The sequence below is a fragment of the Corynebacterium sp. HMSC063A05 genome, from assembly GCF_001809695.1.
Lineage (GTDB): Bacteria > Actinomycetota > Actinomycetes > Mycobacteriales > Mycobacteriaceae > Corynebacterium > Corynebacterium amycolatum.
Genome location: NZ_KV798500.1, coordinates 127061 through 152059 on the forward strand (window position 1 = coordinate 127061; position 24999 = coordinate 152059).

The window sequence follows — 24999 nt, forward strand, 5'->3', positions numbered from 1 at the left end:
CTATTGTTTGTAAGCAACGTTTTGAACAACCTCAAAAACCGCAAGGAAGTATCTGAAATGACCACCAAGTACGACAACAGCAACGCCGCCAACTGGGGCCTGTCCACTCGCGCTATTCACGCCGGCTTCGCTCCGGACGCACAGACCTCCGCGCGTAACCTGCCGATTTACAACACCTCCTCCTACGTCTTCGATTCCGCTGAGCACGCTGCCAACCGCTTCAACCTCTCGGATGCAGGCCCGATTTACTCCCGCCTGACCAACCCGACTGTGGATGCCGTCGAGCAGCGCATCGCCAGCCTTGAGGGTGGCGTCGCAGCCGTACTGTTCGCCTCCGGCCAGGCAGCTGAGACCGCTGCTGTTCTCACTCTGGCTCGTGCGGGCGACCACTTCGTCGTTTCGCCGCGCCTCTACGGTGGTACTGAGACCCTGTTCAAGGTCACCCTGCCGCGCCTTGGCATCGACTGCACTTTCGTCGAGAACCCGGATGACCCGGAGTCCTGGCAGGCAGCAGTTCAGGACAACACCGTCGGTTTCTACGGTGAATCCATCGCTAACCCGCAGATCGACATCCTGGACATCCCGGTTATCGCAGAGGTTGCACACCGCAACAACGTTCCGCTGATTGTCGACAACACGGTTCCGACCCCTGCCCTGCTGCGCCCGCTCGAGCACGGTGCTGACATCGTGGTTTCTTCCACCACCAAGTTCCTGACCGGTAACGGTTCCTCCCTCGGCGGTGTCATCGTCGATGGTGGCAAGTTCGACTGGACTCAGACCCGCAACGGCCGCTCTATCTTCCCGAACTTCACCGAGGCCGACGAGGCTTACCACGGCCTGAAGTTCGCCGACCTGGGCGCCCCAGCCTTCGCACTGCGCGCCCGCGCTGGCATTCTCCGCGACACTGGTGCTACTCCGGCTCCGTTCAACGCGTGGGTTCTGGCTCAGGGCCTCGACACCTTGTCTCTGCGCATCGAGCGCCACAATGAAAACGCCAAGGCTGTCGCTGAGTTCCTCGAGAACCACCCGCTGGTCGCCAAGGTCAACTACGCTGGCCTGCCGAGCTCCCCGTGGCACGAAACCCTGACCAAGCTGGGTCTCTCCGGCGCCAGCGGCGTGCTCTCCTTCGACTTGAAGGATGCCGACACCGCCAAGGCTTGGAAGTTCATTGACGCTCTGAAGCTGCACTCCAACGTCGCCAACATCGGTGATGTCCGCTCATTGGTTGTCCACCCGGCCACCACCACTCACTCCCAGTCCGATGAGGAGGGTCTGACTCGCGCCGGCATTTCCCAGGCCACCGTGCGTCTCTCCGTCGGTATCGAGAACATCGATGACATCATCGCTGACCTCGAGGGCGGCTTCGCAGCACTCGCGTAGACCGTTTGTACACAGACATATGACGGACTAAGTAGTCTATAAGGCATGAGCTTTTCCCCATCTACCCCGGCCGCCCTCCCACCCGAGGGCGAGCCGGGGCGTGTCTTTATCGGCGATGTCACCACCGAGGCCGGCGCGGTCATCCCCGACGTCACCGTCGAGTTCGAACGCTGGGGCCGGCTTAACGACGACTGCTCGAATGTCATCCTCCTCGAGCACGCTCTAACCGGCGACGCCCACGCTTCCGGTCCCTCGGATGAGTACCACCCGACTGCGGGTTGGTGGAACGGGATGATTGGCTCTGCCCGCGCACTGGATACCGACGAGTACTGCATCATCTGCACCAACGTCATCGGCGGCTGTCGCGGTACAACTGGCCCCTCCAGTCCACATCCGGACGACGGCAAGCCCTGGGGCTCTCGCTTCCCCGCCATCTCCGTGCGCGACACGGTGACAGTGGAGCACCTTGCGCTGCAAGAACTGGGAATTTCCCGCCTCCAAGCTGTCATTGGTGGCTCCTTGGGTGGGGCCCGCGCGCTTGAGTGGTCACTGATGCACCCGGATTTCGTCGGCAAGGCATTGGTGATGTGCGTCGGCGCACGTGCGTCTGCTTGGCAGATTGGTATTCAGTCTGCGCAGATTCAATTCATTGAGTCCGATCCCGATTGGCATGGCGGCGACTACTACGACCGCGGTGTGACCCCGACCCGAGGTCTGGGGTTTGCACGCAGGGTCGCGCATTTGACGTACCGTGGCGAGCTGGAGATGGATGACCGCTTTGGTGCGGCAGCGCAGCCCGGTGAGAATCCGCTGGGCGCGATGCGCACGGAAGACCGATTCCAGGTAGAAAGCTACTTGGATCATCAGGCGAAGAAGCTGGCTCAGCGTTTCGATGCCGGGTCGTATGTCGTGCTCACCGATACCTTGAATCGGCACAATATTGGCCGTGATCGCGGTGGCCTCAACGAGGCGCTGCACTCGTCAACCGTTCCGACCATGATTGCCGGTGTGGACACGGATATTCTCTACCCCTTCCACCAGCAGGAGCACCTCGCCCGCAATCTGGGCAACTGCATGGGGCTAGAAAAGATTGAATCCGCCGTGGGTCACGACGGATTCTTGACGGAGTTCGAGCGAGTGGATTCGATTGTGCGTAATTTCCTCTCTCGCGATGTCAGCTAGCTTCCCAGCGCATCCACGCTGACTGCGAGGAATACGATCCCCATCCCGATTATGGAGCAAAACCATAGGTCAAAGGTCCGGGATCGTACAGAGAACACACCTAAAATACTGTCCGGCAGGTACTGCCTAGCCACACCGAGCAGCACCATTGTGCTTCCCAGCATGAATGTGGCGCGTCGCCAACGCTCCAGCCCCAGGAACACGACGAAGGCGGACATGCCGAAAAAGAGCGCGCCGTAAATCGTATACTGCACCCACATTGGCCACGATGCCCCCGGCGGCGGGGTCTTCGGGCTATGCGGGTTCAGCATTGGATCCGGCAGATCTTCCCGCCGGGCACGCTGCGCAATTTCCCTTTTCGACATGACTTCTTCCTCCCGGCTGACTAGGCCAGGCCAGCGAGCTTTTCAGCGCGCTCGACGACATTGCGTACGAGGAAAGCGCGAGTCAGTGGGCCGACACCACCTGGGTTCGGGGATACGTAACCGGCAATGTCCCAGACGTCATCAGCAACGTCACCGGCCAGCTTGCCGTCGACACGCGAAACTCCCACGTCGAGTACAGCAGCGCCAGGCTTGACCATGTCTGCCGTAAGCATATGAGCGACACCAGCGGCTGCGATGATGACGTCAGCCTGACGGGTTTCAGCGGCCAAATCCTTGGTGCCGGTGTGGCACAGCGTCACGGTGGAGTTCTCGCTGCGGCGAGTGAGCATCAGCCCGATTGGGCGACCGACGGTGACACCGCGGCCGATAACAACAACCTTGGCTCCATTGAGCTCGACGCCGAAGCGTCGCAGCAGGTGGATACAGCCGTTTGGGGTACACGGCAGTGGCGCTGGCTCGTTGAGAACCAGCTTGCCCAGGTTTACCGGGTGGAGCCCATCGGCGTCCTTCTCCGGATCGATGAGGCCCAGAATACGGTTTTCATCCAGGTGCTTCGGCAGTGGCAACTGAACAATGTAGCCTGTGCACTCCGGGCTTCCGTTCAGCTCGGTGATTACTGCCTCGAGTTCTTCCTGCGTGGTGTCAGTTGGGAGATCACGGCGGATAGAGGCGATACCAATCTGCTCACAGTCGCGATGCTTCATCTTGACGTAAGAGTGGCTGCCTGGATCATCACCAACCAACACGGTGGCCAACCCCGGGGTGTAGCCGGCTTCCTTCAAACGCTCAACGCGCTTTTCCAGGTCTTCAAAGATTTCGTCTCGGTAGAGTTTGCCATCAAGCTTTGTCGCTGCCATGGCATTTATCTTAGGCACAGGAGCGAATAATGCCCAGAAACGCCCTGTAACCGCCCTCGCCTTTGACCCTATTTACCGCCCATAAAGCCCTGTTGACGCCAGACTTCATAAGCAGCCACTGCAGCGGCGTTGGAAAGATTCATGCTGCGACGAGCGGGCAACATGGGAATTCGGATCAATTGCGTAATTCGCGAATCATCGAGCACTGACTGTTCCAACCCGGTTGGCTCCGGGCCAAAGAGCAGTACATCGGTGTTCGTGTACTCAATGTCTGTGTGCCAAGTGTCAGCGTGTGCGGTAAAGGCAAAGATGCGGCACCCTTGGCTGGCAAAGGTCTCCAACGCTTGATCGATGGAATCGTGAATACGCACATCGGCCAGGTCATGGTAATCCAGCCCGGCGCGACGCAGATTCTTGTCATCGAAGTTGAACCCCAGTGGCTTGGCCAGATGCAACATAGCTCCAGAGCCCGCACACATGCGGATAGCGTTTCCGGTGTTCGGCGGGATGACAGGCCGGTCAAAAAGCACGTGGCAGGTGTGGCTCTTAATCCAGTCTGTGGAGTTGGTTGGCTCGGCGTTCGTCGGCTCGGTCGTGGCGCTATTCATTTCTTCTGTCAGTTCTTTTCCGCTGCTTCTATTACTGATCGTTGTTAGTTTCTACTGCCGTTGACGCGCTGGGCACCGCATCACACACGCCGTACTCGGCGAAAAACGCGATGATGGTCTCACCGATGAGCGCTCGGCTCCTCGGCTTCGAGAACTTATGGCCCTCTCCCTCAACCACCAGAAAATCAGTGGGCACACCATAGGCATCCATGGCGTTGCGCATCTGACCGGACTCTCGCGGAGGCACGTTGGTATCCCACTCGCCGTGGATGAATAGGGTTGGAGCCTTCATTTCCTCCGCACGGTGCAGTGGCGAGATATCGCGCAGAAGCTCAGCATCCTGGTACGGGTAGCCGTATCGAGGGAACGCGGCCTGCGCCAACCAGGGTTCTGTGGATTGGTAGTAGGTTTCAAAACTTGTCATTCCGCAGGCATCGACGATGGCAGCAAACTGATCCGGGTACCACGCCGAGGCCAACAGCGACATGAAGCCACCGTAGGATCGCCCACCCAGGGCAATGCGTTCTGGGTCCGCCAACCCGGCATCAACGAGGAAGGCACGCGCCGCTGCGATATCCGCAATAGCGGCAAAGCGTCCATAGCGGTCGCCCGCGTGCTCGAATGACCTACCGGACCCCGAGGAACCGCGCACATTAGGTGTGAACACCACGAAGCCCGCCTCCACAATGCTGGCTAGAACATCGTGGTGAATGGGTTTCGCCTGCAGTTCTGGGCCGCCGTGGATATGGATGAAAGCCGGCGGTAGTGCGTTTTCGGAAACGTCATTAGAACTATTGCGCACCGACTCTGGAAGGTAGAGCCAGCCAGAGAGTTCCAGCCCATCGCGGGAGACAAAGTAGACCAGTTCTGGGGCCGGCATGGTCTCCAGATTCTTCTCTTCCAGAGCCAAAATCCGTTCGGTGCGTTCCATATCCAATGGCTCAATGACACCACCGATATTGCGCAGAATCTCCACCGTTGGCGCAAGGCCTGGCCCTTCTACTGTCAGGGAGATCAGCTCACCGTCTCCGGAGATTGACAGCTCGCGCGCAACCATGCCCGGCAATTCCACATTGCGGCGCACCATCACCCGCATGTCGTCAGTCTGCGGGTGAAAGCCAAGGGTTAGCACCTCGAGCGTGCTGACCCCACCGCTATTCCACAGCACAGCCGCAGTGGAGGAATCCTCACTAATGACGAATTCTTCGACGTCTTGATCCGGATTGCCAATGAACTCCTCGACATCGACTTCGATGCCGATCTTCATATCCAAAATCTCCGCTGCGGTCGATTCCGCTGTGCGCGGCTCAGTAGTGCTGATACCGCTATCGGGAGTAATACCCAGGCGCAGGATGCGACGCTGTTCCGCGCCATGATCTGAGAGCACGAATGCGGTCAGCTTCTCCTGCCCCGTATGCGCCAATAAGACACCGGCATCCGTGGTGGAGCCAGGATCGGATGGCAACAGCGGCTGCCACTGCTGCCCCGGCCCGACTAGTAGTAGCTCCCGGTGGCCTCGCGGACCCACCCGCACGAGGCCAAACCCACTTTCAGCCGCTACCAGCTGGCTGTCGGTGCGTCTATCAATGACCTCATACTTTGAGTTTGTCGGGTTGACCAAACGTGCATAGTTAATGCCCTGGGCATCGACCGCGTTCATCGCCAGGAGATTGTTATCCCATTCCACCAGTGTGGCGCGCATATCCGCATCCATGCGCAGGGGGCGGGCACCATCGACCTCCGGATCGGTGGATACCAGCCAGGTCTGCAGTCGCTCCGTACCGTACGGAGAGACCTCGCAGGCAATCCACTTTCCATCCGGGGAGTGCAGCACTCTGGTAACCGGGCCTTCCACCGGCAGTTTCACGGGGCGCTCCTCCCCTAGCCCCTCCGGAGTAATCTCCTGCTGTACCGCACGCGGGTAGCCGCTATCGCGGACAATAAAGGCGATTGCACTCCCATCCGGTGCTAACGAGGATTCATAGGTCTGGCGCATAACAATCCATTCTAATAGTCAGCGAAAATCTCTACTTCGACCTGCCACCACCGGCCGCCCCAGAGCCTCGGACATATCCACCAGACGATCGGCCACGATTGTCACCGCACCAGAGGCTGTCTGCGCGATACCGCGCACCACCATCGCCCGCGAATTCACCGCTACCGGCCGAAAACGATTCCACAGCCCCGGTGTACACAGCACATTCACCAGCCCAGTTTCGTCCTCCATTCCCAAAAATGTCACTCCGCCAGCTGTCCCTGGACGTTGCCTATGTGTCACGACTCCCGCCACTTCTACTCGTGTTCCATCGGGCACTGCTTTCAGTTCCGCCGCAGGCACCACTCCACGTTCCTGCAGGTCTGCCCGCAACGCAGCCACCGGGTACTGCCCCGGGGTCACTCCCGTTGCCATCAAATCGGCAGCTGCCAGCTCAAACTCCGTCATGCCGGGCAACGCCGGTGCGTCGGCAAGCGTGAGCCCCGGCAGCATGCCCTCACTTTCCGTCGCCGCCACGTCCGCCGCCCACAGTGCTTGACGACGGTCAATCCCCAGCGACCCAAGTGCTCCTGCGCGCGCCAGTGCTTCCATGTGCCCAACACCCAGCCGAGCTCTGCGGGCGACATCTGCTGCGTTGACAAATGGCCGCGCTGCGACGATACGTTCCGCCATGCCATTGCCCACACCGGCAATGGCACCGAGCCCCAAACGAATACGACCATCGATGACGCTGGCTTCCACGCCTGAAACTGCGATATCCGGACCATCGCAGCCGATACCGTGCCGGCGGGCATCGGCAATCAACGACTGCGGAGAGTAAAACCCCATGGGCTGAGCACGGAGCAACGCTACACAGAACTCCGCCGGATAGTGGTACTTAAACCAGGCCGAGAAATACACCAAGGAGGCAAACGACTGCGCGTGTGATTCAGGGAAACCGTAGGCGGCAAAGGCCACTATCTTGTTCCACAGTTGTTCCCCAATATCCGCATCAATGCCACTGGTGCGCTCCAGCCCAGCCAGAAAATGGGCATGGAGCGCTTCCATTTTGGCCACTGAGCGCTTCGACCCCATAGCGCGGCGCAGCGAGTCCGCTTCCGCCCCGCTGAAACCCGCCGCATCGACGGCCATTTGCATCAGCTGCTCTTGAAATAGCGGAATGCCCAGTGTCTTCCCGAGAGACTTCTCCAACACCGGATGCTCATAGGTCACCGGTTCGAGTCCATTTCGGCGGCGAATGTAGGGGTGCACGCTACCGCCTTGAATGGGGCCTGGGCGAATGAGTGCCACCTCCACCACCAGATCAAAGAACTCCCTCGGCTTCAGTCGGGGCAAGGTGGCCAGCTGCGCGCGCGATTCCACCTGAAACACGCCCACCGCGTCCGCGCGTGCCAACATCTCGTAAACCTCCGGTTCAGCGACATCTATTTCCCACAGGTTCACTCGGCGCCCGTGCTGTTCATAGACCAAGTCAATGCAATGGTGGATGGCCTCCAGCATTCCGAGGCCAAGCAGGTCGAACTTCACCAGTCCCGCTGCCGCACAGTCATCCTTATCCCATTGCACTACTGAGCGCCCCTCCATGCGTGCCCATTCCACTGGCACGACATCCGCAATCGGCCGATCACAAATCACCATTCCGCCAGAGTGAATGCCTAAATGACGAGGCTGCCCACGAAGCTGCTCCGCCAGTTTCCGCACCGGCTCCGGCGGACACGCTTCTCGGTCTCTGCCCCACGCATCGATAACGCCCGGCGAGTATCCCAACACCCGCGCCGCATCGCGCAATGCGCCGCGCCGCCGGTAGGTAATGACATTGGCCACCTGCGCAGCATTGTCACGACCATACTTTTCATAGACGTATTGGATAACCTCTTCCCTACGACCAGACTCGATGTCTACATCGATATCCGGCGGACCATCCCGTTCTGGCGACAAAAACCTCTCGAACAACAGCCCGGCGCTAATGGGGTCAACATTGGTGATCCCCAGCGCAAAACACACCACCGAGTTAGCGGCCGAACCGCGCCCCTGCGCCAGAATTCCCGCCCGGCGACAGAACTCACAGATGTCGTGCACGATGAGGAAGTAGCCCGGAAAGCCCAGCTCTCGAATCACAGTCAGCTCATGTTCTAACTGCGCCCACGCCCGCGCTTGCGCAGAGCCGTCCCCAGCTCCATCGACCGGACCATACCGCCGCCGTGCCCCCGCACGGGTAATTTCCCGCAGCCAGGAGTCCTCATCGTGGCCCTCTGGCACTTCCCAGCGAGGCAACTCAGGCGCAATGAGGTCAAGCGTAAAAGCACACTCACCTGCAATGTCCTGTGTTGACTGCCGCACCTGCGCCCCCAGATACCGTGTTGCCGCCGCTAGCTCCTCCCACGAACGCAACCAAGCTCCGCCTGCCGGCTCCAGTCGTGACTCGAACCCGTCTAAGTCCTCTCTCACAGCAAGAGCCTGTTTAGCCCCAGCCAACCGGCTTGTCGCAGGCGAAGCCGACGTCGCAGCAGAGGAAACCACCTCCCGCAGGCCATACTTCACAGCTGCGGCTGAAATAGCTTCCGCGTCATCGGCCGCCTGCGCGGTGGGGCTCACGCGGTGTTCGAGTGCCACATTCTCCGCACCGAAGGCCGCAATAAGTTCTTCCAGGTCGCCGAGCCAGTTAACGTCGGCAAGCACCTGCCAGAAACCACCTGCGGCCTCCCCCAACTTTGGCAGTGGAGGATAGCGGACGACGGACTTCTCCCCCGCAGACATATGCGCATCACACAGCGCGTGACTCAGGCGCCGATAGCCCTCGGGACCCCGCCCCAGCACCGTGAGGGGCCGCTGCGGAAGCCCCAGCTCCGCGCCGATAATTGTGGCAATACCAGCCTCCGCTGCAGCCTCGGCAAAACGAGCGATTCCATAGAAACCATCGCGATCTGTCAGCCCCAACACGTTTAACCCCAAACGCACAGCCTCGGACACCAATTCTTCCGGATCCGATGCGCCATGCAGGAAGGAATAACTCGAACGACAGTGCAATTCCGCCTTAATATCCGCAGGCGTAAATGACATGCCACCTCTGCCACCAGCGCCGCTTTCCGGAGCTTCAAAAGCCCCAACGATGGAATCTGACAGCTGCCCCCGCCAGCCGTTGAAGCTACCATTAGGCTGTAGTTTTCCTGAAAATTTACCCGATAGAATACGCTCAATCCGCGACCAACTCAGTGGTCGACCGGACCGCTCCGACTGCCCGTCCGAGATGTTTTCCATGCCACGAACATTAACCCACACCGCGGACTGAATTCAAACGTATTTTCGACTGCCATCTGCATTAAACGTCACCCCCGGGACGCATCCGTAAGTCACATCTCAGCCACGTTCGACTGTTTAGGCTGAAGTTGAATTTTCAGCACTACCTGGGCAAGTGCTAGCCTTAACCCCAGAATTAAAGACAGCTTGGTCTAGTTCTGCCTTAAAACTTCAGCTAACAAATCCCATTAAATAAGGAGACCCCTCGATGAACCTCAAGCGTTTTTCCGCCGGTGTACTTACTGTCGCGTTCGCCGCAACCGGCCTTACTGCCTGTGGCGGCTCGGATGACGCCATTCGTATCGGCACCACGGATGCCGGCAAGAAGGCCTGGACCGTTTTCGAGCAGAAGGCTTCTGAACAGGGCATTGATCTGGATGTTAAGAACTTCTCCGACTACCAGACTCCGAACCGCGCACTCGATGAGGGCCAGCTCGACGTCAACCTCTTCCAGCACATCAAGTTCCTGGCTGAGTACAACGTCGGCGCTAAGTCGGACCTGACGCCGATTGGCTCGAGCGAGATTGTCCCGCTGGCTCTGTTCTGGAAGGACCACAAGTCAGTTGATGAGCTGAAGAAGGGCACCGAGGTCGTTATCCCGAACGACCCTTCCAACCAGGGGCGCGCTATTAACGTGCTGGCTCAGGCTGGCCTGCTAAAGCTGAAGCAGGATGACCTGCTGACTCCGTCCCCGGCCGACATCGATAAGGAAGCTTCCACAGTCACGGTCCTGCCAGTGGATGCTGCTCAGACCCCGGCCGCTTACGGCGAGGGTAAGCCTGCCATTATTAATAACTCCTTCCTGGACCGCGCCGGTATCGACCCGAACACCGCCATCTTCCAGGATGACCCGAACTCCACGGAGGCAGAGCCGTACATCAACGTCTTTGTCACCAAGGCTGAAAATGCTGACGACCCGAAGTACGCGGAGCTCTCCAAGATCTGGCACTCCAAGGAGGTCCAGGACGCAGTCGCAGAGGACTCCAAGGGCACCTCGGTTCCGGTTGACCGTTCGGCTAAGGAGCTGCAGGACATTTTGGACCGCGTCGAAAAGCAGCAGCGCGAGCAGAACTAAGGCCACTGCCGCTTAAGCACCGCCCACCACCAGGGAACACAGACCAAGGGGCACTGATTCATTCGTGACCAACAAGGGAACGAAGCTCGAATTCCGCGAGCTGAACAAGCAATTCGGCGACGTCACCGCGCTCGCCGACATCAACCTGACCGTTGAACCCGGCGAAATCCTCGGCGTCATCGGTTATTCCGGCGCCGGTAAATCAACGCTCATCCGTATGATTAACGGCCTGGAAAAGCCAACATCAGGGCAGGTTTTGCTGGACGACACCGACATCGTCGGCATCTCCGAGCGCCAGCTACGGGGCCTGCGCCGCAATATCGGCATGATCTTCCAGCACTTCAACCTCTTCCATTCGCGCAACGCGATTCGCAACGTTGAATATCCGCTGGAACTGGCCGGTATGCCGAAGGCCAAGCGCCGCGCTCGCGCCCAGGAGCTGTTGGAGTTCGTCGGTCTCGGCGACAAGGCGGAGTCCTTCCCAGAGCAGCTCTCGGGTGGACAGAAGCAGCGTGTCGGCATCGCCCGTGCGCTCGCCACCGAACCGACGCTCCTGCTTGCCGACGAAGCCACCTCGGCACTCGACCCGGAAACTACTTCTGGTGTCCTGGATCTGCTGCGTCGCATCAATCGCGAAATGGGTGTCACTATCGTGCTGATTACCCATGACATGTCGGTTGTACGCGGTATCGCTGACCGCATGGCCATCATGGAAAATGGGCACATCGTCGAAACTGGTACGGTCCACGGGGTCTTTGCCAATCCCAAGACTGAGGTTGGCCGCCGCTTCGCCACCACCGCGCTGCGCGATGTTCCGATTGGTCGTGAACGCGATTCGGTGAATCAGTCTGCCGAGAGCGCAGCGGCTCGCCTGATCACCATCACTATCAATGACGGTGTTGACCTCGGTGCTCTAGCACAGGCCACTAGTGCCCACGGTGTCGCCGCCTCGGTGGCACACGGTGCAGTCGCCAATGTGCAAGCGAAGTCCTACGGTCGCCTTACTTTGCGGTTGACTCCGCTGACAGGTGATTCCGCCTCGGATTCCTCTGATTTCGATGCCGCCATTGCTGCCATTTCCGAACTGACACAGGTAGAGGAGCTTGCATCATGATCGGTCTCTTAAACTCTCTGCCATCGGTGAGTGGCAAGGACACCAACTGGGATAGCCTCGGCCCAATGCTGGGCGAGGCATTCGGCCAGACGCTCTACATGGTCTGTGTCGCCATGCTGATTGGTGGTGTCGCAGGTCTGGCAATCGGCGTGCTGCTCTACACCACCCGCGACGGTGGCGTGTTGCGCAACAAGTTTGTCTACCAGGTCCTCAATGTCCTGATTAACTTTGTCCGCCCAATCCCGTTCATCATCTTGGTTACGGCCATTGGCCCACTGACAAAGAACGTGGTCGGCACCACGATCGGCACTGAAGCCGCGGTGTTCGTCATGTCGATTGCCGCCACATTCGCCATCGCGCGACTGGTGGAGCAGAACTTGATGTCCATCGACCCCGGCGTGATTGAGGCCGCCCGTGCGATGGGCGCAAGTCCGTGGCGCATCATCCGCACGGTCGTCGTGCCGGAGGCACTGGGCCCACTGGTACTTGGCTACACCTTCGCATTCATCGCCGTGGTCGACATGTCGGCTATGGCCGGCTACATCGGCGGCGGCGGACTGGGCAACTTCGCAATCACCTACGGCTACCAGGCATTCGACTGGAACGTCACTCTGGTGACAACCCTGGTCATCATCTTCATCGTCCAGTTGGCGCAGATTTTCGGCAACTGGCTCTCCAAGAAGATTATGCGCAGGTAGCCGCACACATTAGCTAGCCGCTAGCTAGCGGCGGGTTACTTCGACCGCAGCCCAGCCCTTCTTTGGCCCTGGAGCATCACCGCAGGAAGACACAACACCTTCTGTGGTGATTTTCTCCAGGGCCACTTCGTATTCCACGACCTTGTCGCGGTCGCTGGGGCCGTCGTAAAGCGCGACGACTGCAGTCGTACCGTCGACGTCAACGCGTGCGACGTCGTCTACGCCCCACGCATCTGCTTGACGACGCGCAGCCAACTCGGCTGCCTGCCCCTGCGGGGTGTAGATACCACGGCCGCGGCAGCCCTCTGCATGCACGATGCCCCGCTGAGCGTCTTCGATAACCCCCTTGGCGTCCACCGCACTCAGACGTCCAAAGCTGTAATTCCATGGCAGCAGTACGCTAGCCGGCGCAAAGCGGTGCCCCTTAGAGTGGGAAGTTTCCCACACGACCTCTGGGTAGAGGTTGTGCATCGCCGCAGCGAGCGGGCGACCTTTAATCGCACAGCAACGATCGCGCTTACCGTGCGTACAGATGAGAAACAGTGGATGGTCTAGACGAGTGGCCCCCTCGGTGGACTGTCCAAGCCGGATATCCAGAGTCATCAGGTCTTCAACATCGGCAACCATGCGATGTTCGAGGAAAACCTCAGAGCCATCCGCTGACTCGCAATGCGCGATATAGACGTTAACGCCATCACACGGCTGCTGGCCGATTCGGCCTGGTTTGCGAATTAGCTGCAACGCGCCACCGCGCTCAGATAACCAGGCTTCTACCTGACCGGTGATCTCTGCTCCCCATACCCCGCCGTCAAAAATATCGTGCGACCAACCGAGTTGGTGCTCCAACGCAATAAAGAGCTTTCCGGCTTTTGCAGTACCGGGAAGCGGCTCAGCCATCTGAGCGGAACAGGTGGTATCAAATTTGGCCTGGCTCATACGCCTAAGCGTAATTGAGTACCTCTGCGATTGGGTCTTAGGTCGCAGCGTTCACCCCTGTTTTATTACTATTGTGCAACACTTTGACAACAAATAACTTTGACCTCGACTTTTGCAGTTCAACTTGTTGAAATTCCGCAACCGCGCACATACCGTCGGACGTATGAATACGAAATCGCTGGATGCTTCGCGCACTCGTACCCGTATCGCGGCATCCCTGTGCCTCGCATTGGGTCTAGCTCTCGGTGCCTGCTCCTCTGACTCCTCCTCAGACTCGGCTGCTGCACTGTCTATGAAAACTGACTCAACCGCTGGCACCTCCGATTTGTCGAGCAGCTCTAGCAGCTCCACTAGCTCGTCTGCGGCGGCGCAGACCACCATGGATGACGATGCTGCTCCGGCGGGCGATTTCAATAGCTCCTCTGCAGAAGCTGCTCCTTCCGATGGCGCTTACTTGGGTATTCAAGATGTCCGCGTCGGTTCCCACGACGGTTATGACCGCATTGTCTTTGAACTCACCGGCGAGGGCACACCGGGATACTTCGTCCGTTACGAGGATGTCCCAACCCAGCAGGGCTCCGGCAAGCCGATTTCTGTCGACGGTACAGCCAAGCTGGTAATCGACTTGCGGGGCATGGGCTACCCCTTTGATTTCCAGATGGAGGACTTCCCCTCTGACTCGGTCAAGCCGACATCGACTTCCGTTATTAAGGAAGTCGTCGGTGCCGGAACCTTCGAGGGGCAGACTCAGTATGTCGTCGGGCTCAAGGGAGATAAGACCCCGTTCAAGGTTTTCTCGTTGAGCAATCCAAACCGCCTGGTTATTGACTTCCAATCGAAGTAATCGGTTTGCACACCGACGCACTCCTCCTCCACTGCGTCTCTACGCGTAAGCACCCTCGATTCTCCATGCGCCGGCATGCCCTATGAGCAACCAGGCGGCGATGGTACCGTCATTCGCTACCGCACGGATTTGTATTCTTGCCGCTCGGCGAGCCTCATCGGGTACCCACCAGCGCTCATCAATCGGCCAGGGCCCAGCCCACGATGACACGCGATACGTTGTTACTCCATGTCGCACCAGGGACGGTTCCGCCGTCATGGTCGCTCGCCCAGTTACGCCCACGGTGTGCCCATCGGCGTCGAGCACTTCCACCTCTGCATTCGCAGTCGCGGGAATAATTGCCGGATTGGGGGCAAGAACAGCTCCCGGCCATGGCTGATTAATTTCCGCGGTTTTTGTGTTTTTGGGGTTTTCTCCGAAAGCGACAAATCCCACTCTTTCGCCTGGGCCACGCCCGCCTTGCATGATTGGTTGCTGTACTGCCTCTGGCCCCAGTAACCCCTGCACACGCTCTGCAGCCCGGCGCGCTTTAGCTCGCGCATCATCACTACCGTGCCACAAATCCTGCTTTACAGTCCCGGCGGCGACCACATCCAGTGGCTCTAACTGCAGCTCTACGATTCCGCGGCTATCATCTCCGTCATTTTCCTCAGCGCAGCCAACAACTCCAGCACCAGTGTCGCTGTTCCCTCGTGGCTGCTGCCGATTCCTGTTATTCAGCCAGCCATCGAGCTGCCACCGAACTCTGTCAGCCGTAGTCTGTTCTGCCAGTGGCTCAGTGCAGCGCCATACTCTGCGCACCTCTGAGCCGTCACTAAACTGCGCCACCACCGCTAAGCGGTAGCACGAATACCCATGGTTAAAAAGCTGTTCATGCAGTTGCCCAGCTAGAAAACGCGCCACGAATGAGGCCTCGTCCACTCTCCGGAGTGGACTCTCCCAAGACTGGTAGCTCGCAGCCAATCCTGGTGGCAAAGATCGCGGCGCTACCAACCGCACTTCCCCACGACAGGCCAAATCATGCCATCTAGCCCCCTGCACCCCAAACCTGTTGGCTATATCCCGCTTCGGCAACGCAGCGACATCTCCCAATGTGCGCAGACCGAGTTCCTGCCACGACTTCGCAAGCTCTGCGGGCATCTCCAGTGCACTTTCCGCCCTAAGCTCCACCAGAGAGATTCCCTGCCGAAATCTTTTGCCTTCATCCTCCCCGGGAGCTACCAGCACTCCCCGGCGCGCTGCCAAAATAGCTGTCACAATATCGTCCGCGAGCCCCAAGCTGCAGTCCACACCCGGTACTGCAGCGGCATCAAGCAGCTTTTCCAAGGCCACATCCTGTCCGCCGTAATAACGCATTACCCCTCGCGCTGCCACAACCGCCAAGCCTGGCCGTAGAGCTTCGACACCAGCTGCCACCGCCTCCAACCGTTGCAGCACGGACTCGAATTCCGCAGCGTCGCGCACCGCACTTTCCTCGACAACCTCCAGTTCCGGGCACAACGCTTCCGCATGACGACGACTTTGCCCGCGCCGTACCCCTGCACGGCGTGCACTTGGAGAACAAGCAGCGACTCCGCTATCACCCACAATTGCAACTGGACTGAGCGGATTAGCCTGCGACGTCACAGATGCTAGATGCGCTGCCTGCACTGGCCAATCAGGAAGCCATAGCGCCACCACACGGTTCGATTCCGCCGCTGCCATTAGGACCTCCTCTGTGCGGGAAAGGCGACCACATTGTTCTGTTCCACCTGTTCCCCCACCCGCCAACGGCACTGCCTCCGCGGAAACCGCGTCCCCGACACACTGACGTGGTAATCCACTGCCCGAATCCGGCCATACCCAGTACCAATCCCGGAAACACCAGCAACAGAGCTGGAAATTTCCGACTCAGCGCCCGGCCACTGCTGCCCGACAAAAACCAGAGCACAACCACTCGTGCGCAGTCGTGCCTGCAGCGGACGTGCCTGCGACGGCGGCGGAGTGGGTGCCAACGAAGCCACCACCAAGTCAACGCCGTCCGCCAGCAGCCCAATTACTTCAAGTGGCTGCATTCCAGGATCTGGCACACAGACAATGTTCGATAGCTTCCCGCCCAACTCCACCACGGAGAGCAACCCCTGCTCGGAGAGCCCAACTAGCGCAACATGACCTGTCTTCGTAACTTCCGCGATTAGGCCTGCTAATACCGCACCGGGCTGTTCAATGACACTGACAGCCCCTTTTCGCACTGCTCCCGCCAACGTATTTTCCAACGCCACCGGCACCGGCAGCGCCTCACCGAGCCCAAAGGTTGCACCAGTTACAGTCCCACCAGACTGGGCTGCCATCGCCTGCCGCAATGCCGCAATAGTCTGCTCCCTAGACTGCCCCGCAGCAATATTGACCGCCGTTGTCACTTCTTGTTCCACCTCATTTCGTTGTCATCCCGCTGTCGACCCTCTGTCGACTCACTGCCATGCTCACCACGAACCCTGCTCGAATATTCTTTCCCAACAAGCGGATTAAACACTACCTTAAATAGCACGTACGTTCGATATTAATGTGCGAAGAAAAGCGCCGCACACCACCGCGCGACGCTCTAACCTCAGCCGAACACTACATTGCGTAATGCTTACGCCTTCACATCCAGGACTACATCGAATTCGAGCAAATCAGCCGACGACGACACCGGCTTGCGCTTTTCGCCCTCATGCGATGCCTTGAAGGCACGGCCCTCACGCCACCCCTGGTAGGCCTCCTCGCTCTCCCACTCAGTGAAGACGAAGTAGCGGCTCTCCCCTGCGGTTGGACGCAGCAGCTGGAAACCAATAAACCCCGGGACATCGGTCATTTTCGAAGAGTTAGCGGAAAAGCGACGTTCGAGCTCTTCTCCCGCACCCTCAGGAACGGTAATAGCGTTAATTTTTACAATGCTCATAGTCATAACACTAGCCACACGACTCTCAACAATCTATAGTTCCACCGCTACTAAACTTAAGAAGTATGACTGAATGCAGCCGATACCAACACTCTTCAGGGTCTTACCCAGACGCGACTCAACGCACGACAAAATTTATCAATAATCCCGTGCGGCTGGGGACGGTGATTGGCGTCATCACCGCAGTGATTACACTGCTCGCGCTGCTTAACGCACATATCATCGGCTCCATTGGCTGGTGGATCATGATAGCGCTTTTACTGGCTCTCATCGGCGCCACTCTTTTCGTGCGCCAGGCAAAAACACCCACCAAAGAAACTCGGCCGTCCTATTTCGCCGAGCCGATGCGTGAGTCACCAAACGACATCTCTTGGACCTCCAGCGTAAGCGTGCTGCTGATTTTCCCCGGCGCATGGATTATTGCGGCTGTCGCCGAACGAATCTCCTCTACACCGATCGCCTGCATAGTGACCCTAGTTCTGTCCGCCATCACCGCTACCTGCGCAATCCTGCCGCGGCAATTCGGCTTCCTCCCGATGGCCGCACAACTTCCCGACGACTTCTCCCAACGCTGCCCTTATCCCGCCGACTCACCAGAGGCCCGCATCCTCGCGGTCCTCTTCACCGCACGTCTGCGCGACAACTACGTCTTCTTCACCGACCAGCTGCCTTACTTCGCCATGCTTGACGACGATGCCGTGAGCGCAGCCCTCCACACGCTCGTGGCCGATAAGCGCATCACCATCACCAGGAACAATTCTGCCCTGACGGAAAAGGACCGTGCCCGCGAGTTTGCACAACTCACAGACACGGCCCTTGCCAACTAGTGGCTTACTCCCACTCAATGGTTCCCGGCGGCTTGGAAGTCACATCCAGGACCACTCGGTTGACCTCTGGCACCTCGTTGGTAATACGGGTGGAAATCTTCTCCAAAGTGTCGTACGGAACGCGAGTCCAGTCAGCGGTCATCGCATCCTCAGAGGAAACCGGGCGCAGCACAATTGGGTGGCCATAAGTACGACCATCGCCCTGAACACCGACCGAGCGAACGTCGGCAAGCAGGACGACCGGGCACTGCCAGACAACCTCATCCATACCTGCGGCCGTCATTTCCTCGCGCGCAATGGCGTCGGCACGGCGGAGGGTATCCAGGCGCTCCTCATCGACAGCGCCGATGATGCGGATACCGAGCCCCGGACCCGGGAACGGCTGACGAGCAACGATTTCTTCCGGCAGCCCCAGCTCACGGCCGACCGCACGGACCTCGTCCTTGAACAGCAGGCGCAGCGGCTCAACGAGGGTGAACTCAACGTCATCCGGCAGACCACCGACGTTGTGGTGGCTCTTGATGTTGGCAGTACCAGAACCGCCGCCGGACTCCACCACATCCGGGTACAGGGTGCCCTGAACCAGGAAGTCCACGGTCTCGCCCTCCGGAGCGCCCTCCAGTGCCTGAGCGACAGCGCGCTCGAAGGATCGGATGAACTCACGGCCGATAGTCTTACGCTTGGTCTCCGGATCGGTGATACCAGCCAAAGCATCCAGGAAGACTTTGGAGTCGTCGACGGTGATCAGCTTCGCGCCAGTTGCAGCAACGAAATCCTTCTCAACCTGCTCGCGCTCGCCCTGACGCAGCAGCCCATGATCGACGAAGACACAGGTCAGACGGTCACCAATAGCGCGCTGCACCAGCGCGGCGGCAACTGCGGAGTCAACGCCGCCAGACAGACCGCAAATTGCGCGACCGGTCTCACCGACCTGATTACGGACCTGCTCAATCAGCTCTTCCGCGATATTAGCGGCAGTCCAGTCCGGCTCCAGGCCAGCAATCTCGTACAGGAACTTCTCCAGAACCTGCTGACCATACGGCGAGTGGTTGACCTCCGGGTGGTACTGCACACCGGCCATGCGCTTTTCCAAGCACTCGAAAGCGGCTACCGGAGCACCCTTGGTGGACGCCGTAACGGTGAAGCCCTCCGGTGCCTCAGACACCGCGTCACCGTGGCTCATCCACACCTCGTGCGTCTCCGGCACACCAGCGTGAGCGACACCGCCACCGTCGACGACGTTTAGCTGCGTGCGGCCGTACTCACGGTCACCGGTAGCAGCGATCGTGCCGCCGAGCACCTCAGTCATCACCTGGAAACCGTAGCAAATACCAAACACCGGAATGCCCAGCTCAAGCCACTCTGGGTTGAGCTTCGGGGCACCTTCGGCGTAGGCACTGGACGGGCCGCCGGACAGCACCAGCGCGGCCGGGTTCTTGGCCTTGATTTCTTCGGTCGTCGCATCATGCGAGACCACTTCGGAATAAATTTTTGCCTCGCGCACACGTCGCGCGATGAGCTGTGCATACTGCGCACCGAAGTCCACGACGAGGACGGGCTTAGTCACCTGTTCAGACACGCCCTAAAGCTTATCAAGACTTACGGACTGCAGGCATACCCAGGTTCAGTGCAGCCGGAGCATCTTCCGGCACAGCCGGGTTCACCGGAGCAATCGGCTCCAGTCGCACGTAGGACTCACCCTGCGCCGGACGCTGATCTTCCTCACCCTTATTCGGCCACAGCGACGTTGCACGCTCCGCATTCGCGGAAATCGACAGTGACGGGTTCACCCCCGGGTTGGCTGCCATCGCCGAGCCGTCGTGAATCGAGAGCGTCGGGTAGCCCCACACGCGCAGGTACGGGTCGACTACGCCGTTTTCGGGCGAATCCGAAATCGTCGCGCCACCAATGAAGTGAGCTGTCAAAGGAATATTTGCCAACTCACCGATAGTGCCACCAGCCAGCACACGACCATTCCGACCACGTGCATTGAGCTTGTCCGCCGCACGTTGCGTAGCTTCGTTGCCCGACGGAATCCACGTCGGGTTCGGCTCCCCCTCGCCCTGCTTACTCATCAGGAAACGCACCGGCCCGATCTTTTGCAGGTACGTCGTAATCGAGTTGTCGCGATTCTGCATCACCAAAGAAATCACGGTGCGCTGCGACCACTTACGCAGGTTCAGGAGTTGTGTCAGGTAGTTCGGGTGCTTTACGACGATCCCCACAGCCTGTAGCCAACGCGGAGTTGCACGACCCCCTTCGGTCATAATCATCTGCAGCATTGCAATGGCATTAGACCCCTTGCCGTAGCGCACTGGCTCGATATGGGTGTCCTCGTCCGGGAAGAATGACGAAGTGATAGCTACACCGTTAGAGAAGTCATTTTCCGGGTCCACCTTCGTACCCATCGCGCCCAAGATAGCCTCGGAGTTGGTGCGGGTCAGCTTGCCCAAAGACTTCGGCAGCAGCGGCAAGTACCCATCGGCCTGCTGCCGGTGCAGCAAATTCTGGGTTCCCCAGGCACCGGCGGCGAGAATAACGCGCTTAGCTCTAAACTGCTGCTTGCCCTTAGCTACCCAACGGCCACTGCGCTCAGTGTCAATAACCCAGGAGCCATCAGCCTGAGGATGCAGGCCAGTAACGGTAGTGCGGTCAAAGACCTGCGCACCGAACTTCTCCGCCAAGTAAAGGTAGTTCTTAACCAGGGTGTTCTTTGCATTGTGGCGGCAACCAGTCATGCACTCACCACATTCCGTACAAGCAGTGCGGTCCGGTCCAACGCCACCAAAGTAGGGATCGGAAACTGTTTGCCCTGGCACACCCTGACCACCAGTCTTGGCACCGAAGAACACGCCCACCGGGGTTGAGCGGAAAGTATGGCCCACCCCCATATCTTCGGCTACCTCACGCATGACAACGTCGGCAGGCGTGTCGGATGGGTTGGTGACCACCCCGAGCATGCGAGATGCATTGTCATAGTGCGGAGTGAGTTCTGACTCCCAGTCGGTAATGTGCCCCCACTGACGGTGCTGGAAGTACTCGGTACCCGGCTTATACAGAGTGTTTGCGTAGTTAAGGGAACCACCGCCGACTCCAGCACCAGCGAGAATCATGACATCTTTCAACATGTGCACGCGCTGGACGCCAAAGAGCCCCAGCTTGGGAGCCCACAGGTACTTATGAAGCCGCCAGCTGGTCTTGGCAAAGTCTTTATCTTCGAACCGTCGACCGGCTTCGAGAACTGCCACTCGGTAGCCTTTTTCGGTCAACCGCAAAGCAGAAACAGAGCCACCGAAACCGGAACCGACGATTACAACATCGAAATCACGTTGTTTACTCATGGGAAAAGCCACCTTCTCTAAGGGCGTAACACTAATGCGCGGAACTCATGTTCCTAACCCTAAGCGGAGGTGGCTTTTCAGTAAGGTAGTTTTGCGAAAAAACTATCCGATTACTTTAATTACAAACCCTTTGGACGTACCGACAGCTCAACGCGGTGGAAGGACTTCAGGTTGGTAAAGCCGCACTTGGCCATTGCGCGACGCAGGCCACCGGCGAGATTGCGGTCACCGAACGGCGAGGCGGACGGGCCAAACAGAGCCTCTTCCAGGCTGACCAATTCCTTCTCATCGTCGACAACCGGCCACACCGCACCTCGCGGGTACTTCGGGTGTGCCGCAACAGACGGCCAGACATAGCCCTGCCCCGGGGCTTCGTTGACGGTTGCCAGCGCACTGGACAGCGCCACAGCATCCGCACCGCAGGCGATTGCCTTGGCAATATCACCGACGGTATCAATGCCGCCGTCGGCAATGATGTGGACGTAGCGGCCCTCGGTCTCATCGAGGTAGTCCTTACGAGCAGCTGCAGCATCCGCAATAGCGGTAGCCATTGGCACATCGATGCCGAGCGCATCCGGGGACGTCGTAAAGCCTGTACCGACGATTACACCAGCGGCGCCTGAGCGCATCAGATGCAGCGCAGTCTGGTAGTCGACAACGCCACCGGCAATAACCGGAACGTCCAGGCTGCCGATGAAGTCCTTGAGGTTCAGCGGCTCACCCTGAGCAGTGACGTGCTCTGCGGAAATCAGCGTGCCCTGGATAACCAACAAGTCAATGCCAGCTTTAATAGCCAGCGGCGCCAACTCACGGACGTGCTGCGGGGAGACACGAACTGCAGTGATCGCACCGGTTGCGCGGATTTCCTTGATGCGCTCAACCAACAGCTCCGTATCAATCGGAGCAGAGTGCAGTTCCTGCAGCTTGCGGTTCACTGCCTCGGATTCGCGCTTGGTGGCGGCATTCTTTGCCAACTTCACCAGCTCGGCAATCTTGTCCTGCGCATCGGCATGACGGGCCCAGATACCCTCGGCGTTGAGAACCGCCAAGCCGCCCAGGCGAGCAAACTCAGCGACGGATTCCGGGCTGGCGATGGCATCTGTCGGATGCATCATCATCGGGAGTTCGAAATCGTAGGCGTCAATTCGCCAGGAGGTATCGACGTCCTTGGACGACCGAGTACGACGAGTGGGAACGAGTGCAATATCGTCCAACTCGTAGGTCCGGCGTGCCTCGCGGCCAATACCGATTTCAACGATGTCGCGCATGAGCTTTCCTCACATGCCCTTTCCGTGGAATTTAACTCGACTAAGCCAGTTTAGCGCTGGTAGTAGTTCGGCGCTTCGACAGTCATCTGGATATCGTGCGGGTGCGACTCGCGCAGGCCTGCAGCGGTGATCTGGACAAACTGTGCGTCGTGCAGCTGCTCGACGGTAGCGGAACCGGTGTAGCCCATAGCTGCGCGCAGACCACCGACCAGCTGGTGAACGATGGAGTCGATGCTGCCGCGGAACGGAACACGGCCCTCGATACCTTCCGGAACCAGCTTCTCTTCGCTCTTGACGTCAGCCTGGAAGTAGCGATCCTTGGAGTAGGAGCGCTTCTCGCCGGTCAGGCCGCGGCCCTGCATGGCGCCCAGCGAGCCCATGCCGCGGTACATCTTGTACTGCTTGCCGTTAACGAAGGTAACCTCACCCGGAGCCTCAGCGGTACCGGCCAGCATCGAACCGAGCATGACGGAGGATGCACCGGCCGCCAGAGCCTTGGCGATGTCGCCGGAGAACTGCATACCGCCATCGGCGATAATCGGAACGCCAGCCTTCTTAGCTGCGACAGAGGCTTCCATGATGGCGGTGATCTGCGGGGCACCTACACCTGCGACAACGCGAGTGGTGCAAATCGAGCCCGGGCCGATACCGACCTTGATGGCATCTGCACCCGCGTCAATCATGGCCTGTGCAGCACCACGGGTAGCTAGGTTGCCGCCGATAATCTGGATGTTCTCGCCGAATTCCTTCTTAACGCGGGAGACCATCTCAAGTACACCTGAGTTGTGGGCGTGAGCGGTATCAACAACGAGCACGTCTACGCCTGCGTCAGCCAATGCGTGTGCGCGCTTCCAGGAGTCCTCGCCGGTACCGATGCCAGCACCGACCAGCAGACGGCCGGAACCATCCTTGGAAGCATTCGGGTACTGATCCTTCTTGACGAAGTCCTTGACGGTAATCAGACCAGTCAGACGGCCTTCGCCATCGACGATCGGCAGCTTCTCCACCTTGTGAGCGCGCAGCAGGTTCAGCGCCGCATCGCCAGACACACCCTGCTCAGCCACGACGAGCGGCATCGGTGTCATGATTTCGGAAACCTTGCGGTTCAGGTCTGCCTCAAAACGCATGTCGCGGTTGGTGCAGATACCGACCAGCTTGCCGTCCTCGTCGACGACCGGCAGGCCCGAGATGCGGTAACGAGCGCACTTGGCATCTACTTCGGCGATGGTGTCATCCGGGGAACAGGTCACCGGGTCGGACACCATGCCAGCCTCAGAGCGCTTTACAATCTCGACCTGCTGAGCCTGCTCCTCGATGGACAGGTTGCGGTGCAGGATACCCATACCGCCCTGGCGGGCCATGGCAACAGCCATGCGAGCCTCGGTGACGGTGTCCATAGCAGCGGACACAATCGGAATGTTCAGACGCAGCTCACGAGTGAGCTGCGTCGAAGTATCAACGCCGGAGGGGATAACGTCCGAAGCGTCCGGCAGAAGCAGGACGTCATCGAATGTAAGGCCGACTAGTGGAATCTTGTTGGGATTGTCTCCGCCGAGGCTAATTCCCGTGGGGTTGGTCATGGACTCCTCCTGCTCCACCCTTGCCGACATCCGGCCAGGGGCGCTATCGCTTCGTGGTTGCCAAACGTTATATACAGGGTAGTCCTTAAGTGATAGAACGCGACAATTAGACGGAGCGACAGGCGCCCGACAAGGGTTAGCCAAAAGCTAGCTGAGGGTTATACCAAGGTGAACTAAACCCCAACTAAGTAGATTGCCAATCGTCAGGATTGCCGTACAGAGCTGTTACGGTAGTGATTGTGAACCATAACTTTTTCTCATCCATGCCGCGGGATCCGTTCGAGGGAGATCCCAATGACCCGGCAAGCTTTCTCGAGCCGGATGAGCCGTTTGCTCCGCTGACAGACCAGGAACGTCGAGAGGTTCTTGAAGATCTGGCCGCAGTTCGCCTATTCCGCACCGCTTTGAGCCCAGAGGGATTACTGGGTGTCTGCATGTTGTGTGAGGACTGCGGTGACGAGCACTTTTACAACTGGGAAGTTTTGGAAAACCACTACCTGATGCTCCTGTCTGGACAGGCGTCCCCGGTTCACGAGCCACAATTCGATCCAGACCCCTCCCGTTACGCTCCATGGGACTACTGCGCAGGCTTTGTCGACGGTCTGCGTTCTCGCCGACCTGGCCGTTTCTAAAAATTTGGTAAGAGTTTCACGGAATTGTTTGCGTAGTATCCCGGCTGGCCTCCTTAGG

At 59.0% G+C, this 24999-nt stretch carries 21 protein-coding genes; 8 read left to right on the forward strand and 13 right to left on the reverse strand.

What is annotated here, in order from left to right; translation table 11 throughout:
- Nucleotides 1-57: 57 nt before the first annotated feature.
- The gene (locus HMPREF2651_RS04390) at nucleotides 58-1380 is read left to right on the forward strand and encodes an O-acetylhomoserine/O-acetylserine sulfhydrylase (RefSeq protein ID WP_038629393.1); all 1323 of its coding nucleotides are present in this window, start codon (nucleotides 58-60) and stop codon (nucleotides 1378-1380) included.
- Nucleotides 1381-1425: 45 nt separating this feature from the next.
- On the forward strand, nucleotides 1426-2562 hold the full coding sequence (locus HMPREF2651_RS04395) for a homoserine O-acetyltransferase MetX (protein ID WP_038627771.1): 1137 nt from the start codon (nucleotides 1426-1428) through the stop codon (nucleotides 2560-2562).
- Here HMPREF2651_RS04395 and HMPREF2651_RS04400 read toward each other — a convergent pair.
- The 5 genes from HMPREF2651_RS04400 to HMPREF2651_RS04420 all read right to left on the reverse strand — a co-directional run bounded on the left by HMPREF2651_RS04400 (nucleotide 2559) and on the right by HMPREF2651_RS04420 (nucleotide 9667).
- Nucleotides 2559-2927 (reverse strand): DUF3017 domain-containing protein, encoded by a 369-nt coding sequence (locus tag HMPREF2651_RS04400; protein ID WP_038627769.1) that lies wholly within the window; start codon nucleotides 2925-2927, stop codon nucleotides 2559-2561. The genes HMPREF2651_RS04395 and HMPREF2651_RS04400 overlap by 4 nt on opposite strands.
- Nucleotides 2928-2947: 20 nt before the next feature.
- Nucleotides 2948-3805, reverse strand: coding sequence for a bifunctional methylenetetrahydrofolate dehydrogenase/methenyltetrahydrofolate cyclohydrolase (locus HMPREF2651_RS04405; protein WP_049182314.1), 858 nt, complete (start codon nucleotides 3803-3805; stop codon nucleotides 2948-2950).
- Between the two features lie 68 nt (nucleotides 3806-3873).
- Complete coding sequence (locus HMPREF2651_RS04410; RefSeq protein ID WP_038627766.1) at nucleotides 3874-4413, reverse strand: tRNA (cytidine(34)-2'-O)-methyltransferase; 540 nt, start codon at nucleotides 4411-4413, stop codon at nucleotides 3874-3876.
- Between the two features lie 31 nt (nucleotides 4414-4444).
- Complete coding sequence (locus HMPREF2651_RS04415; protein WP_038627764.1) at nucleotides 4445-6409, reverse strand: alpha/beta hydrolase family protein; 1965 nt, start codon at nucleotides 6407-6409, stop codon at nucleotides 4445-4447.
- A gap of 18 nt (nucleotides 6410-6427) precedes the next feature.
- The gene (locus tag HMPREF2651_RS04420; protein WP_049182357.1) at nucleotides 6428-9667 is read right to left on the reverse strand and encodes an error-prone DNA polymerase; all 3240 of its coding nucleotides are present in this window, start codon (nucleotides 9665-9667) and stop codon (nucleotides 6428-6430) included.
- Between the two features lie 247 nt (nucleotides 9668-9914).
- Between HMPREF2651_RS04420 and HMPREF2651_RS04425 the strand changes: the two genes are divergently transcribed.
- The 3 genes from HMPREF2651_RS04425 (at nucleotide 9915) to HMPREF2651_RS04435 (ending at nucleotide 12593) form a co-directional block, all read left to right on the forward strand.
- Nucleotides 9915-10781 carry a MetQ/NlpA family ABC transporter substrate-binding protein gene (locus HMPREF2651_RS04425; RefSeq protein WP_049182316.1) on the forward strand — a complete coding sequence of 289 codons (867 nt, stop codon included), beginning with the start codon at nucleotides 9915-9917 and terminating at the stop codon, nucleotides 10779-10781.
- Nucleotides 10782-10845: 64 nt separating this feature from the next.
- Nucleotides 10846-11895 (forward strand): methionine ABC transporter ATP-binding protein, encoded by a 1050-nt coding sequence (locus HMPREF2651_RS04430; protein ID WP_038627760.1) that lies wholly within the window; start codon nucleotides 10846-10848, stop codon nucleotides 11893-11895.
- Between the two features lie 65 nt (nucleotides 11896-11960).
- Nucleotides 11961-12593: a methionine ABC transporter permease gene (locus HMPREF2651_RS04435; RefSeq protein ID WP_224433327.1), complete on the forward strand. Its 633-nt coding sequence runs from the start codon at nucleotides 11961-11963 to the stop codon at nucleotides 12591-12593.
- Between the two features lie 24 nt (nucleotides 12594-12617).
- On the opposite strand, the gene HMPREF2651_RS04440 is transcribed toward HMPREF2651_RS04435, so the two are convergent.
- Nucleotides 12618-13529, reverse strand: a complete 912-nt coding sequence (locus HMPREF2651_RS04440) for a sucrase ferredoxin (protein ID WP_049182317.1) — start codon at nucleotides 13527-13529, stop codon at nucleotides 12618-12620.
- A gap of 163 nt (nucleotides 13530-13692) precedes the next feature.
- On the opposite strand from HMPREF2651_RS04440, the gene HMPREF2651_RS04445 reads away from it, so the two are divergent.
- Nucleotides 13693-14373 carry an AMIN-like domain-containing (lipo)protein gene (locus HMPREF2651_RS04445; protein ID WP_038627758.1) on the forward strand — a complete coding sequence of 227 codons (681 nt, stop codon included), beginning with the start codon at nucleotides 13693-13695 and terminating at the stop codon, nucleotides 14371-14373.
- Nucleotides 14374-14412: 39 nt separating this feature from the next.
- On the opposite strand, the gene HMPREF2651_RS04450 is transcribed toward HMPREF2651_RS04445, so the two are convergent.
- From HMPREF2651_RS04450 to HMPREF2651_RS04460, 3 genes are all read right to left on the reverse strand, one after another.
- Nucleotides 14413-16077 (reverse strand): Y-family DNA polymerase, encoded by a 1665-nt coding sequence (locus HMPREF2651_RS04450; protein ID WP_038627756.1) that lies wholly within the window; start codon nucleotides 16075-16077, stop codon nucleotides 14413-14415.
- Nucleotides 16077-16772, reverse strand: coding sequence for a hypothetical protein (locus tag HMPREF2651_RS04455; protein WP_038629380.1), 696 nt, complete (start codon nucleotides 16770-16772; stop codon nucleotides 16077-16079). Before HMPREF2651_RS04455 ends, HMPREF2651_RS04450 begins: the two co-directional genes overlap by 1 nt.
- 215 nt (nucleotides 16773-16987) lie before the next feature.
- On the reverse strand, nucleotides 16988-17293 hold the full coding sequence (locus HMPREF2651_RS04460) for an antibiotic biosynthesis monooxygenase family protein (RefSeq protein ID WP_038629377.1): 306 nt from the start codon (nucleotides 17291-17293) through the stop codon (nucleotides 16988-16990).
- Between the two features lie 149 nt (nucleotides 17294-17442).
- On the opposite strand from HMPREF2651_RS04460, the gene HMPREF2651_RS04465 reads away from it, so the two are divergent.
- Nucleotides 17443-18120 (forward strand): hypothetical protein, encoded by a 678-nt coding sequence (locus tag HMPREF2651_RS04465; protein WP_038627755.1) that lies wholly within the window; start codon nucleotides 17443-17445, stop codon nucleotides 18118-18120.
- Between the two features lie 4 nt (nucleotides 18121-18124).
- On the opposite strand, the gene guaA is transcribed toward HMPREF2651_RS04465, so the two are convergent.
- From guaA to guaB, 4 genes are all read right to left on the reverse strand, one after another.
- A complete protein-coding gene (guaA, locus tag HMPREF2651_RS04470) occupies nucleotides 18125-19699 on the reverse strand; it encodes a glutamine-hydrolyzing GMP synthase (protein ID WP_038627753.1) in 1575 nt (524 codons plus the stop codon).
- A gap of 13 nt (nucleotides 19700-19712) precedes the next feature.
- Nucleotides 19713-21461: an FAD-dependent oxidoreductase gene (locus HMPREF2651_RS04475; RefSeq protein WP_038627751.1), complete on the reverse strand. Its 1749-nt coding sequence runs from the start codon at nucleotides 21459-21461 to the stop codon at nucleotides 19713-19715.
- A gap of 119 nt (nucleotides 21462-21580) precedes the next feature.
- Entirely contained in the window at nucleotides 21581-22729 is a 1149-nt protein-coding gene (locus HMPREF2651_RS04480) for a GuaB3 family IMP dehydrogenase-related protein (RefSeq protein WP_038627749.1), read from the reverse strand.
- Nucleotides 22730-22779: 50 nt separating this feature from the next.
- Entirely contained in the window at nucleotides 22780-24309 is a 1530-nt protein-coding gene (gene guaB / locus HMPREF2651_RS04485) for an IMP dehydrogenase (protein WP_038629376.1), read from the reverse strand.
- A gap of 263 nt (nucleotides 24310-24572) precedes the next feature.
- Between guaB and HMPREF2651_RS04490 the strand changes: the two genes are divergently transcribed.
- Nucleotides 24573-24941 carry a DUF5319 domain-containing protein gene (locus tag HMPREF2651_RS04490; RefSeq protein WP_038629374.1) on the forward strand — a complete coding sequence of 123 codons (369 nt, stop codon included), beginning with the start codon at nucleotides 24573-24575 and terminating at the stop codon, nucleotides 24939-24941.
- Nucleotides 24942-24999: the final 58 nt, after the last annotated feature.